Here is a 16,500-nt window from a genome sequence, read left to right as displayed (position 1 = left end):
GGAGCCCCGCCGCATGAAGGCTCGGCGCCTGGGAACGCACCCGCACTCGCCCATTCAGGCGGAAGTCGGCGCCGACCTCCTGTTCCGGCTCGTACCCGATCAGCGGGCCGACCAGGTCGCCGACCGGTTGCGGGCCTGGGTACCCGAGCGGCGCCGCTCCCATCGGCGGGGGGGAAGTGATCGCCCTCGAGGGAGGTGATCGCCCTCGACCGGCCGGGCGACGTCGCTCGCCCGCCCGGTGGTTTCGGGCCGAGCCGCTCGGGCACACGCCGACTGCCGTTCGGTCGTGCGCTCACGGCGACCGAGGACGTACGAACGGGATCCACGGCTCGAAGGTGGCGGTCATGGTCGCTGACGCGGGTACTGCCTCCGCCGCGGACAGCGGCCAGGGGTACGACGCCACTCCCTACCTGCCCTCGCGCGGCGGGTTGGCGGCTCTGTGCCGGGCGGCGGCCGACTGCCACGGGTGCCCGCTCTTCCTCGATGCCACGCAGACGGTTTTCGGAAAGGGCCCGGCCGGGTCACGGCTGATGCTGGTCGGGGAGCAGCCCGGAGACCGGGAGGATGTGCAGGGGGAGCCCTTCGTCGGCCCGGCGGGGCAGCTGCTGCGCCGGGCGCTCGACGAGGCCGGGCTGGGTGACGAGAAGGCGTACTTCACCAACGTGGTGAAGCACTTCAAGTTCACACCGGACGCGCGCGGCAGGCGCCGGATCCACAAGGCTCCGAGCCTGCGGGAGATGACCGCGTGCACGCCCTGGCTGGCGGAGGAGCTGAAACGGGTCGCCCCCGAGGTGCTGGTGGTGCTGGGAGGAACGGCGGGCAAGGCGTTGCTCGGGTCCTCGTTCCGGGTGGGCGAGCGGCGTGGTGTCCTGCTGCCGATGCCGGACCTCTTCGGCCGGCAGCCAGCCGCCCCCGGCCGGCTGCTGGCCACGGTCCACCCCTCCGCCGTCCTGCGGGCCGACGACCGGGAGGCGGCCTTCGCGGGACTGGTGGCCGACCTGTCCCTGGCCGCCACCGTGCTGCAGTAGGGCGCGGACCTCTCCGCAGGCTGCGCAGGCGCGCTGAGCCGAGGCCGGGCACGCGGCTTGGTGGCCTGATCTCGCCCCGACGGGTGCCCCGGTCCGTGCCCGCGAGGTCGGGCGCGCGGCTTGGTGGCCTGATCCCGCGCGCCCGGTACGCGGTCCCTGCCCACGAGGTCGCGCACGCGGCCTGGTGGCCTGATCCCGCGCGCCCGGAGGCCGGTCCCTGCCCACTGCCCGGGTGGGTCCCACGAGACGCGACGGCACGCGCCCCTTCCCCGCGGACAGGGTGGTGCCCTGCCTGCGGGGCGCTTCGCCCCGGGATTCAGGCCCCGGCACGCCGGGGGCGTGGTGTCACACGCTCGTCAGGATCTGCGGTGACAGGGTTTTGATCATGGTGTTGGTCCAGCGCATCTGACGGAGCGTGCGCGGGTGGCAGAAGGAGGCCAGCTCGACCAGACGGTCGTCCTTCGCGGCCTGCCCGGCCTGCGCCAGCATCTCCCAGTACAGGGAGTTTCCGGCCGCGGCGAGGTGGAGCTCCCGCAGGTCGTGCAGCAGGAGCAGGCCGGGTTCGGGCCGGTGGCCGACGGCCTCGGCCGTCTTTTCCCGGAGCGCCGTCACCAGGCCGGGAGCGGACTTCTCGGGCGGCCCGTCGAGGTCCAGGCCGTAGTGACGGCCCGTCTCCGCCACGCGCCGGCAGTGGTCGTCCGACCAGAGGACGAGGTCCTGGGCCACGTGGTGGACCTCGTGCTCGGTGCGGTGGCGTTCCGCCGCGGCGGCCAGTCGCTTCGCCAGGCCGCGCTCGCCGTGGTGCAGGGCGCGGAGCGTGAGGGTGATGCCGTTCACCGTGCGCCTCCCAGGGGGTTGTCGGCGTCCGGTTCCAGGACTTCGAGGACCTGGGCCGTGGGGCCGCCCTCAGTGGCGGGCACCGCGGACGCGGGCGCGGACGCGGACGCGGGCGCGGGCGCGGACGCGGTGGTGGTGGGTGCCGCGGAAGGCCGGCCGTCCGCCTTCTCCACGAGGGTGACAGCCGCGGTGGAGGTCTTGAACAGGGGTTGTTTCGAGACCGGGTCCCAGTCGGTGACGGTGGTCTCGTTGGCTGCCCTGCCCGGGGTGACGGCGTCCGGGCCGGAGCCGGAGGGCGTGTCCCAGTAGCCGTAGTGGAAGGGGACGAACAGCAGCCCGGGCCGGATGCCGGTGATGCGCAGGCGTCCTTCCAGGGAGCCGCGCGGGCTGCTGACCTCGACCAGGTCGCCTTCGCCGAGGCCGTGGGCGGCCGCGTCGGAGGCGCACATCTCCACCCAGACCTCGGGTGCCGCGGCGTTGAGCTGCGGTGTGCGGCCGGTCTTGGTGCGGGTGTGGAAGTGGTAGAGGGTGCGGCCGGTCGTCAGCTGGAACGGGCGGTCACCGTCGGGCGCCTCGCGCGGTGGCAGGTACTCTGCGGCCCTGATCACGGCCTTGCCGTCCGGGTTGAGCGACCGGTATTCGACCGCCGGGACGGAGGCGCCGGTGAGGAGGTCCTTGCCGTACGTCTCGCAGGTGTCGGGGTGGGCCCAGGCGATGCCGTCGCCGTACAACCGGTCGGTGCCCTCCGGGGCCTGCGCGTTGCACGGCCACTGGATGCCGCTGCCGCCGCTCAGCTTTCCGTAGGACAGGCCGGTGTAGTCGCAGGGCCGGCCGGCGCTGCAGCGTTTCCACGCCTCGAAAGCCGACTCCGGATCGTGCCAGGTGACCAGCGGGCCGCCGTCCTTGTCGCGGAAGTCCATGCGTCGGGCGTAGTCGAGGAAGATGTCGAGGTCCGGTCTGGCCTCGCCGGGCGGCTCCACGGCCTTGTCCGACAGGTGGACGGTGCGGTCGGCGTTGGTGAAGGTGCCGGTCTTCTCGCCCCAGGTCGCCGCGGGCAGGACGACGTCGGCGAGCTGCGCGGTCTCGGTGAGGTAGAGGTCCTGGACGACGGTGAAGAGCCGTTCCTGGGTCAGGATCGAGCGGATGCGGGACAGCTCGGGGAGGGACACGGCGGGGTTGGTGCCGCTGATCCAGAGCATCCGCAGGGAGCCCTGCTCGGCGTAGCGGAACATCTGCAGGGCGTGGGTGGGCGGGGCGTAGTGCGGGATCGTCTTCGGATCTACGTTCCACACCTTCGCCAGGTCGGCCACATGGGCGTCGTTCTCCCAGTTGCGGAAGCCGGGCAGATCGCCGTTGGCGCCGCACTCACGGGTGTTCTGGGCGGTGGGCTGCCCGTTCATCTGGAGCACGCCGGCTCCCGGCCGGCCCAGCATGCCCCGGATGAGGTGCAGGTTGTTGATCTGCACGGCGGCGGCCGTGGCCTGGTGGGACTGGTAGACGCCCTGGAGGACCGTGGACAGGAGCCTGTCGGCCGTGCCGAGCAGCTCGGCCGCCTCCCTGATCCTCGCCGCGGGCACGTCGCAGATGTCGGCGGCCCACTCGGGCGTGCAGGGTGCGACCCTCCTCGCCAGCTCGTCGAAACCCACGGTGTGGGCCTCGACGTAGGCGTGGTCCACGCGGCCGGTGCGGACGATCTCGTGCAGGAGCGCGTTGAACAGGGCCACGTTCGTTCCGCCGCGCGGCGCGAGGTGGACCGCGGCCCGGCGGGCCACCTGGGTAGGGCGGGGGTCCACGCAGACCAGGCGCGGCGGATCGGTGCCCTCGAGCCGGTCGAGGATGCGCATCCACTGCACGGGCTGGGTCTCGGCGATGTTGTGGCCGAACAGGGCGATGACGTCGGCGTGGTCGATGTCGTCGTAGCTGCCGGGCTGTCCGTCACAGCCGAAGGACTCCTTGAGCGCCTCGGCCGCGGTGGCGGTGCACAGCCGCGTGTTGCCGTCCAGGTGGTTCGTACCGATGCCGGCCCGGGCCAGCACGGCGAGCGTGTAGTACTCCTCCAGGAACAGCTGGCCGGTCGTGTAGAAGCCGATCGAGCCGGGACCGCGGTTCTCCAGCAGTGCGCGGGAGCGGGAGACGACCAGGTCCATCGCGGTCTCCCAGTCCGTCTCGACCAGCCGCCCGCCCTCGCGGACCAGGGGTCGGGTGAGCCGATCGGGCGAGGCGTTGGCCTGCCAGCCGAACGCGTCCTTGGGGCCGAGCCGGCCGCGGTTGACCCGGTCCACCACCCGGCCGCGTACGCCGACCATGGCGCCGTCCCGCACGGCGATGTCCATGGCGTCGCCGTCCGAGTGAAGGATCGACGCGGTCTGCACCCACTGTTCGACGTCGTCCGGGCTCACACCCCCGGCCAGGTACGTGTCCTGGCGCGCGGGCCACTGCTGGTGCCGTCCGTACGGCGTACGGCCGCCCCAAGGCTCCGCGATCCGGTCCACCCGGTTGCCCATGCCGCCTCCCGACGACCTCCGCGGCGGCGCCCGCCACGCCGTCCGCTCATCCGTACCCGGAGACCTTCTTCTCGCGGGCTCCGCTTCCATTCCGGGCCGGGCCGTGGTCACCCGTGGGACGGACCCGGCCCGGCCGAACGCCCCCGGGGCTGCGCCGTGGGCCACCGGGGGACCGACACCTCGGCCGGCCGGACATTCATGGCCTCATCCTTCGACGCCGGTGGAGGTGTGGGCGGCGCCGACCGGCTTGGACTCGGGCGATCCCCGCTGGCGCAGGTAGACGGACAGGATGACCATGGCGGCCACGGCCAGGAGTTCCGACTGCCAGTTCTGCAGGGTCCGGCTCCAGAAGTCCGGTGCGACCAGGTAGGCGCCCCAGCCGATGGGGTCCTGGAGCTCTCGTAGCTGCTGCTCGTCGTAGGCGGCCACTCCCGCGATGGACTGGGCCAGCCAGGACAGGACGAACAGACCGCCCATGACGAGGCCCAGCGAGCGCGAGTACACCAGTTGCCGCCAGTCCTTCGTGCCGGCCCAGCGCGGTGAGTCCTTCCCGGCGTGATCGCCCAGGCGCTGCTCGCGGTCGGACTCCGAACCGATCTTGTGGAGCTCCTTCGATTCGGGTGAGCCCCGCTGGACGAGCCAGACGGTGCCGAAGATGAACAGGAAGAACTGCAGGAACTCCGACTGCCAGTTCTCCGTGACGTCCACGGCGAAGTCCGAGGACGTCATGTACTCGCCCAGACTCATGCGCTGGAGACCGTTGTCGGTGAGCTGGCCGTTGAAGTCGGCGTGGCCCGCCAACGCCTGACCGAGCAGCACCAGCAGGAACGCCGTGCCGAAGGCGAGCGTGAGGCTGTTGTCCCTCCAGAAGTTCCCGTGCTCCTGGCTCCCCCGCCGGCTTCCGCTCATCGGTCCATCGCTCCGATCGCGATGAAGTAGCCGAGCCCGCCCACGATCACGACGAGGCAGGCAATGAAGAGTCCGCGCATGCTCATCCGCCCTTCACGGCGCACTGGTAGGGCTTGTCCTCCTGCGGTGTGCAGCCTGCCGCGACGACCCGCCATCCGCCGGTGAACTGCGACAGGAACAGCGTCTCGCCGCCGGCGTGGACCAGAGCCTGGCGCCCGTAGACCTCGGCGCCGTTCACCGCCCCCGCCACCGGCAGGTCCTGCCCCTCCAGCGCTTTCGCGCACGCCTGCTTCTCGTCCTCCTGCAGCGCCGCGCGGGTCTCGGGGGCCAGTAGGCCGCACGCTGCCCGGTAGTCCCGCGACGCGAGCGCCTGCTCGAAGGCGCGGCCGGCGTCCCGGGCACCGTCCACACGTGTCGCGGACGCTCCGCAGCCCGTCAGGAGTACCGCGAGCAGCCCCGCCAGGGCCAGGGCACCGGCCGCCCGCGGAGCCGCATGGCGGGAGCCGGCTCCCGGTGTCATCGGCTGCCGGCGCTGGGAGTCGCCAACGGATCCCGGGGCGCCTTCGGCTTCTCGGCTTCCAGCCGCTCACCGAGTTCGGTGAGCCGGTTGCGTCCCATCGCCTTGCGGACGTCGGGGAACCATTCCTTCTCTTCTTCCTCGACGTGGTGGCGGACGTTCTCCATCAGGACGCTCATCTTCGCCTTGAACCGTTCGTCGGCCGCGTCCATGCCCTTGAGCTCGGACAGCATCCACACGACGGCGTGGTGCTCCTCGATGCTCTCCAGAATGTGGTCCGTGGTGTCCGGCGCTGCCTCGCGGGCGGCGGGGTAGAAGATCTGCTCCTCGATCCAGGCGTGGACGGTCAGCTCCTCGATGACCTGGTCGGCGATCTTCCGGCGTTCGTCCGTGTCCTCGTCCCCGGTCTTCTCGAACTGCTTGAACAGTTTCTCGACGGTCTTGTGGTCGTCACGCAGAAGCACGATGGCGTCCATGGATGTCCTCCGGGAGTGCCGATTACGGGATGGAAGCGCAGGTTTCCCTGCCCTGGGGGAGCGGTCTTCGCCGCGCGGCCGGGCCGATGTCGCCCGAGCGGGCCATACGGAGCCGTCCTCCGCCACGGGGCCGGGCAGCGGCACGGACGCCTGTTCCCGAGGCGACGCGACCCGCCGGTTCGTCGGGCGACCGATGGCCGGCATACGCGCGGAGTGATCCACGCGGGGCGCATACCCCGCCTACGGACGCACACTCCGAAGTCCGGCGTGCGGGGCCGGAGTCCTCGGCGACACGGCGGGCGCGGTGCTTCCACTCCGCGACGCCAGGCCTTCCGGTGGCGACGCGCCGGTGGCCGCCGATGACGGGCAGGCGCCCTACCGGGTGGTCGGCATCGGGCGCATGATCTCGTCGGAGTCGGAGTCGGAGTCGGAGTCGGAGTCGGCGTCGGCTCGGACGGTGACCGGTGCGCCCCGGGCCGGTTCTCCGGCCGTGCACGGGGCCCGGTCCTGGCGGCTCCGAGGACCTTCACGACGTGGGCGGGCACTCGGGTGCCCGCCCACGCGCGGGGACTCAGGTGTGCAGGCGGCTGTTGGTCCCGTCGTGGCCGTCGGCGTGGTCCTCGTCGAACCAGTAGTCGCCTGCGGCCAGGTAGCGGAAGGAGTGCACGCTCTTGCCGGGCAGGGCGACGGTGACCGCGCGCGTGCCGTCCTTGCGGGGCACCAGGGTGTGGGCGCCGGGCCGCCAGTCGTTGAAGTCACCGACCACGCTGACCGGCCCGGGGGGCGTATCGGCGGGCAGGACGAATGTGACCTGGGTGCGGTCCTTGAGCTTCTTGCGTTCCAGCACGGAGTCTCCTGGCGGCAGAGGCGGATCGTCGCCGGTCATCCTCCGTCCGGCGGCGCGCGGCGAGCGCCGGACACGCCAGGAGAGGTCGCCTTCCGTGGTCTCGTACTGGGCCGAAGAGCGTACATGCCGGGGTTGGCTGCGACCCGTGGGAGGCCTTGCCCCGGACCTGCCGGGTGCTCGCCCCGTACGTGCGGGCCGCGAGGGGCTGCGGCCTACGCCCCCGCGCCCGACCTGACGCGTGCTCGCCCCGTACGTGCGGGCTGCGAGGGGGCTGCGGCCTACGCTCCCGCGCCCGACCTGACGGGTGCTCGCCCCGTAGGTGCGGGCTGCGAGGGGGCTGCGGCCTACGCCCCCGCGCCCCGGCCCGCTGACGGCGGCCGCTCGATGGCCCGGACGATCGCCCGTTCCCGGTCGCGGACCTCTCGCGCGACGGTCACGAAATGGTCCACGCCCGTGGTGCGGTGGTCGCGGCTCCAGGCGACGGCCACCGTCGAGCCGGGGACTCCCGTCAGGGGGACGTAGCGCACGCCGGCGAGCGGGGTGTGGCGCTCGGCGCCGGCGATGGTGATCGTGCAGGCCAGGCCGGCGGCGACCAGCTGCATTTCCTCGGTGTGCGAGGACGTCTCGCGTACGGACGCGGGCGGACGGCCGCCGCGCTGGGCGTCCAGGGTCCAGTAGGCCCGCCACACCGCGTCGGTGGTGCGGCCGATGGCCAGCGGCTCGTCGAGGACGTCCTCGGCCGTGAGGGTGCTCCGGCCGGCCAGGCGGTGCTGCGGCGGCAGTCCGACGACCAGGGGTTCCACGAACAGCGTCAGCGAGTCGAGGCCCGGCACGGACAGAGGGAGCCGGACGATCGCGACGTCGGAGGATCCGTCCGCCAGTCCGGCGGACGGGTCGTCGAAGGCCGTCTCGCGCAGCTCCAGCCGGATGTCCGGATGCCGTGCCGCGAACGCCGCCAGGATCGGCGTGGTCAACTCCAGCGCGCCGCCCGTGAGGAAGCCCAGGCGGACCGTGCCCGACCCGCCCCGGTCCGCGCTGCGCGCCGCGGCGACCCCCGCGTCCAGCGCGGCCAGCGACTCCCGTGCCGAGGCCAGGAACGCCTCGCCGGCCGGAGTCAGCGCCATGCTGCGGGTGGTGCGGTCGAGGAGACGTACGCCGACCGCGTCCTCGAGGTCGCGGAGCTGCTTGCTCAGCGCCTGCTGCGTGACGAAGAGGCGGCCGGCCGCGCGGCTGAAGTTCAGCTCCTCGGCCACCACGACGAAATTGCGCAGCTTCTGCGTCGCCACATCCACAACCGCTGATTGTAGGTGCGGGCCCAACTCGTTGTTTCCCTGGGTAACGCCGCGCCTCTACGTTGGCTGGCGGTACGGCGACGATACGGCGACGCACTTCTCCACCGTCCTTCTCCACCGTCCTGTCCCCACCGCCTCACCTCTGCGGCGGCCATGACCGCCCCGATCCCTGAAGGAGCCCGCAGTGGCCGAGAAGTGGCGCAACTGGGCCCGCCAGCAGACCTGCACCCCCGCCCGCGTCGAGCGGCCCGCGAACGAGGAGCAGCTCAGCGACGCGGTCGCCCGCGCGGTCCGGGACGGTCTGCGGGTGCGGCCCGTCGGCAGCGGGCACTCCTTCACCGCCGCCTGCCTCACCGACGGCGTCATGGTCGACCAGACCGGCATGCAGCGCGTCCTCGACGTCGACACGGCGAGCGGTCTGGTGACCGTCGAGGCCGGCATCAAGCTGCACCGCCTGACGGCCGAGCTGCACGGGCACGGCCTCGCGCTGGAGAACCAGGGCGACATCGACACCCAGTCCCTCGCCGGGGCACTGGCCACCGCCACCCACGGCACCGGCGAACGCTTCCGCAACCTGTCCGCCAACGTCATCGGCTGCCGACTGGTCACCGCCACCGGCGAGGTCCTCACGATCGACGAGGCGAGCGCCCCCGACGCCTGGCGCGCGGCCCGTGTCTCGCTCGGGGCGCTGGGCGTGATCTCGCACTACACGCTGCGCTGCGTCCCCGCCTTCCGCATCCACCGGATCGACGAGGTACGCCCGGCGGCCGCCGTCCTGGCCGACCTGGACCGACTCGTCGCCGCCCACGACCACTTCGAACTCCTCGCCCTGCCGCACACCGACAAGGTCCTCACCTACTCCTCGCAGCGCACCGACCGCCCCGCGGCGCCTCCCGGCCGCCTCACCGCGTGGTGGAACGACGACGCGCTCCCCAACGCCGGGCTCGGTGCCGCCTGCCGACTCGGCCGCCTGCTCCCGGGTGCCGTGCCCGGCATCGCCCGCGCCGTCGCCGGCGTGCTCGGCCGGTACGAGCAACTCGACGACAGCCACCGGGTCTACGCGCACCGGCGCCGGGTCCGGTTCACGGAGATGGAGTACGCGATCCCGCGCGCCCACGCCGCCGAGGCCCTGGAGCGGGTGAGGGCCCTGATCGTCGACCGGCGGCTGCCGGTGCTGTTCCCGATCGAGCTCCGCTTCACCGCGCCCGACGACGCCTTCCTCTCCACCGCCCACGGCCGCGACACCGCCTACGTCGCCGTCCACCAGGTCGCCGGGGCCGAGTACGAGGCCTTCTTCCGCGGCGTCGAGGCGATCATGGACGAGTACGAGGGGCGCCCCCACTGGGGCAAGCGCCACTTCCAGACCGCCGCCACGCTGGCCCCGCGCTACCCGGGCTGGCAGGACTTCCAGGCCGTCCGCGCCCGCCTCGACCCCGAGGGGACGTTCACCAACGACTACGTCGCCCGGGTCCTCGGCCCCGCTCCGGCAGGGCGGTCGTGACCGGGGCGCCCGGCCCGCTCCCCGTCTCCGACCCGACAGGTGCCGACCGATGACCATGCCCGACTTCACGGCCCTCGACCGGGCCACCCGCGACCTCCGACCGCCCTTCGCCGTGCTGGACGCGGCGGCCCTGCGGCTCAACGCCGCGTCCATGCGGCGCCGCGCCGGCGGCAAGCCGATCCGGCTCGCCAGCAAGTCCGTACGGAGCCGGGCCGTCATCCGCTCGGTCCTCGCGATGCCCGGCTTCCAGGGGATCCTCGCCTTCACCCTGCCGGAAGCCCTCTGGCTGGCCGAGGAGTTCGACGACATCCTCGTCGGCTATCCGACCGCCGACGACTCCGCCCTGCGCCGCCTCGCGGAGGATCCCCGGCGTGCCTCCCGGGTGACCGTGATGGCCGACTGCCCGGAGCACCTGGACCTGATCGCCGCGGCCGCCGCCGCCGGTGGCCGCCCGCTGCGGGTCTGCCTCGACCTCGACGCCTCGCTCAAGTCGCTCGGCGGCAGACTCCACTTCGGCACCCACCGCTCGCCGCTGCACAGCCCCGAGCAGGCCCGGTCCCTCGCGCGGGCCGTGGTCGAGCGCCCCGGACTGCGGCTGGTCGGGGTGATGGCGTACGAGGCGCAGATCGCCGGCGTCGGCGACGACGCTCCCGGACCGTTCCTGCGCCGGGCCGCCATCCGGGCCCTTCAGGGCGTGTCCCGGCGCGAGCTGCGGTCCCGGCGCGAGGCCGCGATCGCGGCCGTACGGCAGGTGGCTCCGCTGGAGTTCGTCAACGGCGGCGGAACCGGCAGCCTGGAGTCCACGGCCGCCGAGCCCGTCGTGACGGAACTCGGCGCGGGCTCGGGCCTCTACGGCCCGACCCTCTTCGACACCTACCGCGCCTTCCGCCCCTGGCCCGCCGCCTTCTTCGTCCAGTCCGTCGTGCGCCGCCCCTCGGCCGCCCGCGCGACCGTCCTCGGCGGCGGCTGGCCCGCCTCGGGCGCCGCCGGCCGCGACCGGCTCCCCACCCCGGTCGAGCCGCCCGGTCTGCGGCTCACCCGCCTCGAAGGCGCGGGCGAGGTCCAGACCCCGCTCACCGGTCCCGGCGCCGCGCGCCTCTCCGTCGGTGACCGCGTCTGGTTCCGGCACACCAAGGCGGGCGAGCTGTGCGAGCGCGTCAACGTCCTCCACCTCGTGGACGGCGACCGCATCACCGCCGAGCTGCCCACCTACCGGGGCGAGGGGCAAGCCCTGCTTTAGGCGCGGTCGGCGCGGCGCGGTCGGGGCGGCGCGACCGGGGTGACCGGGGTGACCGGTGCGCCTGGTGGAGGCGCCGGTCGGTTCCCGCCCTCAGTCCCCGCCCTCAGTTCCCGCCCTCGTCACGCCGGCCGCGCCCTCCGGACCCGGCGCGGTCCTGGCCGTACTGCTGGGCGCCACCACCGGCCCGGGCCTTACCTACGCCGGCTCCCTGGCGACCCGCCTGTGGCGGCGCATCGCCCATCACCACGAGCACGCACGAGATCGCCCTCAAGGGGCTCACCCTGCTCGCCATGCGCACCGTCCCCGCCGCGCTGCTCACTGTTGAGCGTGGCCGCGGCGAGGCGGTCATCCGGTCCGTTCACGATGGTTCCCCCACGGAGCGTCAGGTGTCCGTCCGGCGTCGTACCGGCGGGAGATCATAGGGCGTGCGGTCGAACGCCGGGAGAACGGTCCGCAGCGACGGCCTTCGACGCTCGTCGGCGGCCGCTGACGCCGTTCGGAGGGCTGTTGACGGCGTTTCGAGAGCTGTTGACGGGGTTTCGGAAGCCGCCGACGCCGGTTCGAGGGCTGCCGGACGGCTTCGAGGCTTCGAGGCCTTCGCAGTCGGTTCGTGTCGGTGTTGGGCCGAACGGGTGAGTAACGGGAGGATGGGTGCATGAGTAGGTACGAGAGGTACGACGTCACCGACGAGCAGTGGGAGGGTCTGGCCCAGGTCGTTCCCCTGCGAGGCCGTGACGAATGGCCGTCCAGAGTGGACCATCGCGCGTTCCCCGAGCAGTACGAGACCGCCGAGCAGCGCCGCATGGTCGTGCTGCGGGTCCAGGTCTTCGCCGACGCCCGCGAGGTCGCCGAGTACCTCATCGCCCAGATCCCCGTGCTCCTCGACCTCACGAGCGCCGACACCGAGGTCGCCAAGCGCATCCTCGACTTCAGCAGCGGTGTCGTCTTCGGACTCGGCAGCGGCATGCACCGTGTCGACCGCAACGTGTTCCTGCTGGCCCCGGCCGGTACCGAGGTGGAGGGCGCCGAAGACGAGAACGCGGAGAACCTCGAAGAGGGCGCGGTCCCTCGTTCGTAGGAAGGTCCTTCAGACGTAACGGTTCCGCGTCCGGGCGGCTGCGTACCGTCCGATCATGACCACCACCGGCGGCACCGCCCCCGACCGTACGCACCGCCCGTCGGCCGGCCCTCTGGCCGGACCGGCGCCCGAGCGGACGCACGTCCCCGCGCAGGGGCGCGCCCGCGGACCCGTCCCTGCCCCTGTCCCCGTACCTGCCCCTGTCCCCGCACGTGCGTCCGCATCCCCGCGCGGGTCCGCGTCCACACCCGGTTCCGGTTCCGGTTCCGCGCGCGCGTTCGCTTCCGCGGGAGGAGCGGGTGGGGCGTTCGTCCGGCCCGCCGTCACGGAGCTGCGGCTCTCCGCCTTCGGAGCACATCGCGGAACCGTCCTGCCGCTCGGGCCCGTGACCCTGGTCAGGGGTCCGAGCGGCAGCGGCAAGTCCACCGTGCTGCGCGCCTACGAGGTGCTGGCGGCGCTCGGGGCGGGGGCGGGCCTCGCGGAGGCGCTGCCGGACGCGGTCGACCGCGTACCGGAATCGGCGCGGCCCGACGCCCAGGGGAGGCGTGGGTTCCGGATCGGCTGCACGGTCGACGGCCCGGCCGGCCCCGTTCACCTCGACGTGGCCGTACAGGCCGAACCGACCCTCAGGATCGTCGGCGAACGCCTCACCGGACAGGACGGCCGCACCCTCCTTGCCACCGCGCTCCGGGACCCCGGCCGCGGCACCGTTCAGGCCGAGTGGCACACGGCGGGCAGCACGCCCGTCACCCGGGCACCGTTCCCCGACGATCTGCTCGGTACGGCGCTGCTCCCCCTGCGCGTCGCGGGGAAGACCCCGGGACAGCGGGACGTCCTGGCCGCCGCGGAGCAGGTGGTGGTGGGGCTGCGGTCGGTGTTCGCCTGCGATCCGCAGCCGCGGCGCATGCGGGCGGAGGTGCCGGTGGGCGAGGGGCGGCTGCGACGCGACTGCCGCAACCTCGCCGAGGTGCTGCACCGCACGGCCCACGAGTGCCCGCGACGGCACGCGCGTCTGGCGGCCTTCGCGGGGGCGGGCTGCGTGGGGCCGGTCACGGCGCTCGGATTACGGGAGTCGGCGGAGCGCGGCACGGTCCAGGCCGTACTCGAACGCCCCGGACGTACGCCGACCCCGCTGGGCCGGCTCGGCGACGGCGAACTGCGCTACCTCGCCCTCGGGCTCGTCCTGCTGACCGGGCCGGGGGTGCTCGCGATGGATCCGGTCGCCGAGGTCCCCCAGGCCATGCAGACGCTCACCGTCCTCACCGACGGCCTGGACCGCGGGCTCGACGCCCGGCAGGTGCGCGCGCTGCTGGAGCTGGCGGGGGAGATCGGCGCCGGCGGCCACATGAGGCTCGTGGCGACCGTAGGGGAGGACGTACCGGCGGGGGAGGACGTACCGGCGGGGGAGGACGGATGGGCAGGCGCCGGCCCGGCGGACGTGCCGAATGCGACCGGGGTGGCGGTGGTAGACCTGGGACGTGACAGAACATGATGTGGCGGGCCTGCAGCGCCGCCTCGCCGACTTCGCCGCGGCCAGGGAGTGGCAGCCGTACCACACGCCCAAGAACCTGGCCGCCGCGCTGAGCGTCGAGGCGGCCGAACTCCTAGAAATCTTCCAGTGGTTGACGCCGGAGGAGGCCGGGCGGGTGATGGCGGACCCGGACACGGCGCACCGGGTCACCGACGAGGTCGCGGACGTCCTGGCCTATCTGCTCCAGTTCTGCGAGGTGTCGGGGATCGACCCGCTCGCGGCTCTCTCGGCGAAGATCGACCGCAACGAACTCCGCTTCCCGGCCCGGCGAGGCGGGCCCGCGGAGCCCGCGACGCCGGCCGAGGACGCTGATCGTCACTCTTCGGAGTGATCGAGTTTTCCCCATCGAGCTTCCTGTCCACAGATTTCCGAATTCCCCTGGTGTTTGGGCTCAGCGGGCCTCACGCTGGGTAATGGAATGAGTGAGCGGTAAGTCACAAGAACGGGGGCGGCGTTGATGGAAGCGGAGCGACTCATCGCGACCGGTCGGCACGCGCTGACCGAGAGCCGCACGGCGTTGGACATCGTGGCGGAGGCCTGGCAGGCACAGGCCCTGGCGCAGGCGATAGGAAGTCATCTCGCGCTCTGCGGCCCACTGGAGCTGCGGAGCGAGGCGCGGGGCCTGGGCGAGATAGGTGGCGGGCGCGGCCTGGCCGACCACCCCGCCGTGCGCACGGGGCTGCGTGCCGCGCAGCTCACGGGCGTGTCGGAGGCGCGCGCGGCGCTGACCGCGCTCGGAGCGCTTCTCGGCGAAGTGGGCATCGCCCTCGTCGGCGTGGCCTGCGCGACCGATGAGGAGGGGCTGTACTGGCAGTGCATCGAAGCCATCGACGCCGCCGACGAGGCGGGCGACCGGGTCCGCGCCATGCTCCGCCGCCTCGCGGCCCGCGACCGCGACCGAGAACGCGCCCGCCCGCCCGACCCGGCCCGGGGCAGGGCGGGTCCGTCGGGGCGGTCGGACTGAGGGGTGCGTGGACGTCCGTGCGTGGACGTCCGGGTGCGTGGATGGACGGTGCGGCGGCGGGCGGCTGCGGGTGCGGATGCTGCGGCGCGGTCGGCTGCTGGCCGGGGCGGGCTGGGCGTCGCATCCGGGTGCCGGGTGCCGGGTGCCGGATGACGGATGACCGGTGGCGGGCGTCGGGTGCCGCGTGACGGTGCCGGGTGCCGCGTGGCCGGTGGCGGATCGGCTCGGGTGGTCCGCCGGTGAGTGGAGTGCCGGGGGCCTGGCGTCCGGGCATGGGGCGAGCGGGCGGCTGCCCGGGGCCCGTCACCCGTCAGACGGTGCCAGTGCCAGTGCCAGTGCCAGTGCCAGTGCCAGTGCCAGTGCCGGCGCCAGTGCCAGTGCCGGCGCCGGGGCGGTCGGGAGCGGAGGCCTGACGGTCGCCCGAGGACTGGAGGTCGGCGTCGAGTTGCGAGAGGTCGGCGGTGAGGGCCGCCATCAGTTCCTCCATCTGCTGCAGCAGGCCCTTCGGGGCGCCACCGTCCTGCTGCTCGGGCACCGACACCGACGGCGGCGCGGGTGGCACCGACGACACGGGCAGCTCCGGTGCGGCGTCCTGGGACATGGCGGCCTCCTCGGCCCGGGGGCCCTCCGGCGAGGGAAGGACCACAAGAGAGCGACGCACCGGCAGCGGCCGCCGGCGCGCGGGCCGGGCGGTCCGGCTCCGCCCGAGCCAACGACGGCTCCCCGGCCCCGGTCACTGCCCTGGTGGGACGCCGCCCGCCCGAGGGAGGGATATTCACCCGACCGAGCCGGTGGAGATCATCCGGTGACGAAAAGGTTGACGTGCGCCCGGGGGTGCAGGATGGGAGGTATGGATCTTCGAATCTTCACGGAACCCCAGCAAGGGGCCGACTACGACACCCTGCTCAAGGTCGCCAGGGCCACCGAGGAGCTCGGCTTCGACGCCTTCTTTCGGTCCGACCACTACCTGAGCATGGGCTCGGCCGACGGCCTGCCCGGCCCGACGGACGCCTGGATCACCCTGGCGGGTCTGGCCCGCGAGACCAAGCGCATCCGGCTCGGCACCCTGATGACCGCCGGCACCTTCCGGCTCCCCGGCGTCCTGGCCATCCAGGTGGCGCAGGTCGACCGGATGTCGGGCGGGCGGATCGAGCTCGGACTCGGTGCGGGCTGGTTCGAGGAGGAGCACCGGGCGTACGGGATCCCGTTCCCGAAGGAGAAGTTCGGGCGCCTCGAGGAGCAACTGGAGATCGTCACCGGGCTGTGGGGCACCGAGGTGGGCAAGACGTTCTCGTATGACGGGAGGCATTACCAGCTGGCCGACTCGCCGGCGCTGCCGAAGCCGGCCCAGGCGAGGATCCCGGTCCTGATCGGCGGCCACGGCGCGAGCCGGACGCCCCGGCTGGCGGCGCGCTTCGCGGACGAGTTCAACATCCCGTTCGCGTCGCTGGAGGACACCGAGCGGCAGTTCGCCCGGGTGCGGGCCGCGGCGGCGGAGGCCGGGCGGTCGGCCGACGCGCTGGTGTACTCCAACGCGCTCGTGGTCTGCGTCGGCCGGGACGACGCGGAGGTCGCCCGCAGGGCCGCCGCGATCGGTCGGGACGTGGACGAGCTCAAGGCGAACGGCCTGGCGGGTTCACCCGCCGAGGTGGTCGACAAGATCGGCAGGTACGGTGCCCTCGGCTCCACCCGGATCTACCTCCAGGTCCTCGACCTGGACGATCTGGACCACCTGGAGCTGATCTCCGCACAGGTTCAGACGCAGCTGGGGTGACC

At 73.2% G+C, this 16,500-nt stretch carries 16 protein-coding genes and 1 pseudogene; 9 read left to right on the top strand and 8 right to left on the bottom strand.

Annotation, left to right across the window (positions count from 1 at the left end):
* Positions 1-344 precede the first annotated feature (344 nt).
* Positions 345-1,028: a UdgX family uracil-DNA binding protein gene (locus ACIRQF_RS29320; protein WP_404096450.1), complete on the top strand. Its 684-nt coding sequence runs from the start codon at positions 345-347 to the stop codon at positions 1,026-1,028.
* A gap of 345 nt (positions 1,029-1,373) precedes the next feature.
* Here ACIRQF_RS29320 and ACIRQF_RS29315 read toward each other — a convergent pair whose 3' ends face one another.
* From ACIRQF_RS29315 to ACIRQF_RS29285, 7 genes are all read right to left on the bottom strand, one after another.
* The gene (locus tag ACIRQF_RS29315) at positions 1,374-1,865 is read right to left on the bottom strand and encodes a hypothetical protein (protein WP_404096447.1); all 492 of its coding nucleotides are present in this window, start codon (positions 1,863-1,865) and stop codon (positions 1,374-1,376) included.
* Positions 1,862-4,369 (bottom strand): molybdopterin oxidoreductase family protein, encoded by a 2,508-nt coding sequence (locus tag ACIRQF_RS29310; protein WP_404096445.1) that lies wholly within the window; start codon positions 4,367-4,369, stop codon positions 1,862-1,864. The genes ACIRQF_RS29315 and ACIRQF_RS29310 overlap by 4 nt, the downstream gene beginning before the upstream one ends.
* 204 nt (positions 4,370-4,573) lie before the next feature.
* Complete coding sequence (locus tag ACIRQF_RS29305; protein ID WP_404096442.1) at positions 4,574-5,278, bottom strand: DUF6766 family protein; 705 nt, start codon at positions 5,276-5,278, stop codon at positions 4,574-4,576.
* Between the two features lie 82 nt (positions 5,279-5,360).
* Positions 5,361-5,798: a hypothetical protein gene (locus ACIRQF_RS29300; protein ID WP_404096440.1), complete on the bottom strand. Its 438-nt coding sequence runs from the start codon at positions 5,796-5,798 to the stop codon at positions 5,361-5,363.
* Positions 5,795-6,271, bottom strand: a complete 477-nt coding sequence (locus ACIRQF_RS29295; RefSeq protein ID WP_376628797.1) for a hemerythrin domain-containing protein — start codon at positions 6,269-6,271, stop codon at positions 5,795-5,797. Before ACIRQF_RS29295 ends, ACIRQF_RS29300 begins: the two co-directional genes overlap by 4 nt.
* Before the next feature lie 571 nt (positions 6,272-6,842).
* On the bottom strand, positions 6,843-7,118 hold the full coding sequence (locus ACIRQF_RS29290) for an isoamylase early set domain-containing protein (protein WP_376628799.1): 276 nt from the start codon (positions 7,116-7,118) through the stop codon (positions 6,843-6,845).
* 344 nt (positions 7,119-7,462) lie between these two features.
* On the bottom strand, positions 7,463-8,410 hold the full coding sequence (locus ACIRQF_RS29285; RefSeq protein WP_404096436.1) for a LysR substrate-binding domain-containing protein: 948 nt from the start codon (positions 8,408-8,410) through the stop codon (positions 7,463-7,465).
* Between the two features lie 184 nt (positions 8,411-8,594).
* On the opposite strand from ACIRQF_RS29285, the gene ACIRQF_RS29280 reads away from it, so the two are divergent.
* The 7 genes and pseudogenes from ACIRQF_RS29280 (at position 8,595) to ACIRQF_RS29250 (ending at position 14,724) form a co-directional block, all read left to right on the top strand.
* Positions 8,595-9,911 (top strand): D-arabinono-1,4-lactone oxidase, encoded by a 1,317-nt coding sequence (locus ACIRQF_RS29280; RefSeq protein ID WP_404096433.1) that lies wholly within the window; start codon positions 8,595-8,597, stop codon positions 9,909-9,911.
* 49 nt (positions 9,912-9,960) lie between these two features.
* Positions 9,961-11,151, top strand: coding sequence for an amino acid deaminase/aldolase (locus ACIRQF_RS29275; protein ID WP_404096430.1), 1,191 nt, complete (start codon positions 9,961-9,963; stop codon positions 11,149-11,151).
* 100 nt (positions 11,152-11,251) lie between these two features.
* Positions 11,252-11,573, top strand: a pseudogene (locus ACIRQF_RS29270) (hypothetical protein); the annotation flags it as partial.
* A gap of 233 nt (positions 11,574-11,806) precedes the next feature.
* Entirely contained in the window at positions 11,807-12,229 is a 423-nt protein-coding gene (locus ACIRQF_RS29265; RefSeq protein WP_376628805.1) for a cell division protein SepF, read from the top strand.
* A 55-nt stretch (positions 12,230-12,284) separates the two neighbouring features.
* Positions 12,285-13,721, top strand: a complete 1,437-nt coding sequence (locus ACIRQF_RS29260) for an ATP-binding protein (protein ID WP_404096427.1) — start codon at positions 12,285-12,287, stop codon at positions 13,719-13,721.
* Positions 13,708-14,091 (top strand): nucleotide pyrophosphohydrolase, encoded by a 384-nt coding sequence (locus ACIRQF_RS29255; RefSeq protein WP_389750570.1) that lies wholly within the window; start codon positions 13,708-13,710, stop codon positions 14,089-14,091. Before ACIRQF_RS29260 ends, ACIRQF_RS29255 begins: the two co-directional genes overlap by 14 nt.
* 126 nt (positions 14,092-14,217) lie before the next feature.
* Complete coding sequence (locus ACIRQF_RS29250; RefSeq protein ID WP_376628811.1) at positions 14,218-14,724, top strand: DUF6099 family protein; 507 nt, start codon at positions 14,218-14,220, stop codon at positions 14,722-14,724.
* Between the two features lie 310 nt (positions 14,725-15,034).
* On the opposite strand, the gene ACIRQF_RS29245 is transcribed toward ACIRQF_RS29250, so the two are convergent.
* Positions 15,035-15,325, bottom strand: coding sequence for a hypothetical protein (locus tag ACIRQF_RS29245; protein WP_404096423.1), 291 nt, complete (start codon positions 15,323-15,325; stop codon positions 15,035-15,037).
* A 249-nt stretch (positions 15,326-15,574) separates the two neighbouring features.
* On the opposite strand from ACIRQF_RS29245, the gene ACIRQF_RS29240 reads away from it, so the two are divergent.
* Positions 15,575-16,498, top strand: a complete 924-nt coding sequence (locus ACIRQF_RS29240) for an LLM class F420-dependent oxidoreductase (protein WP_404096420.1) — start codon at positions 15,575-15,577, stop codon at positions 16,496-16,498.
* Positions 16,499-16,500 lie beyond the last annotated feature (2 nt).

The sequence above is a fragment of the Streptomyces sp. NPDC101191 genome (assembly GCF_044767915.1).
Taxonomy (GTDB): domain Bacteria; phylum Actinomycetota; class Actinomycetes; order Streptomycetales; family Streptomycetaceae; genus Streptomyces.
This window is presented reverse-complemented; position numbering and strand designations above follow the sequence as displayed.

What these genes read in the sequence shown, in the direction of transcription:
- ACIRQF_RS29320 (WP_404096450.1), top strand. Translation starts at nt 345, where the DNA reads ATGGTCGCTGACGCGGGTACTGCCTCCGCCGCGGACAGCGGCCAGGGG.
- ACIRQF_RS29310 (WP_404096445.1), bottom strand. Translation starts at nt 4,369, where the DNA reads ATGGGCAACCGGGTGGACCGGATCGCGGAGCCTTGGGGCGGCCGTACG.
- ACIRQF_RS29305 (WP_404096442.1), bottom strand. Translation starts at nt 5,278, where the DNA reads ATGAGCGGAAGCCGGCGGGGGAGCCAGGAGCACGGGAACTTCTGGAGG.
- ACIRQF_RS29300 (WP_404096440.1), bottom strand. Translation starts at nt 5,798, where the DNA reads ATGACACCGGGAGCCGGCTCCCGCCATGCGGCTCCGCGGGCGGCCGGT.
- ACIRQF_RS29295 (WP_376628797.1), bottom strand. Translation starts at nt 6,271, where the DNA reads ATGGACGCCATCGTGCTTCTGCGTGACGACCACAAGACCGTCGAGAAA.
- ACIRQF_RS29275 (WP_404096430.1), top strand. Translation starts at nt 9,961, where the DNA reads ATGACCATGCCCGACTTCACGGCCCTCGACCGGGCCACCCGCGACCTC.
- ACIRQF_RS29265 (WP_376628805.1), top strand. Translation starts at nt 11,807, where the DNA reads ATGAGTAGGTACGAGAGGTACGACGTCACCGACGAGCAGTGGGAGGGT.
- ACIRQF_RS29260 (WP_404096427.1), top strand. Translation starts at nt 12,285, where the DNA reads ATGACCACCACCGGCGGCACCGCCCCCGACCGTACGCACCGCCCGTCG.
- ACIRQF_RS29250 (WP_376628811.1), top strand. Translation starts at nt 14,218, where the DNA reads ATGGAAGCGGAGCGACTCATCGCGACCGGTCGGCACGCGCTGACCGAG.
- ACIRQF_RS29245 (WP_404096423.1), bottom strand. Translation starts at nt 15,325, where the DNA reads ATGTCCCAGGACGCCGCACCGGAGCTGCCCGTGTCGTCGGTGCCACCC.
- ACIRQF_RS29240 (WP_404096420.1), top strand. Translation starts at nt 15,575, where the DNA reads ATGGATCTTCGAATCTTCACGGAACCCCAGCAAGGGGCCGACTACGAC.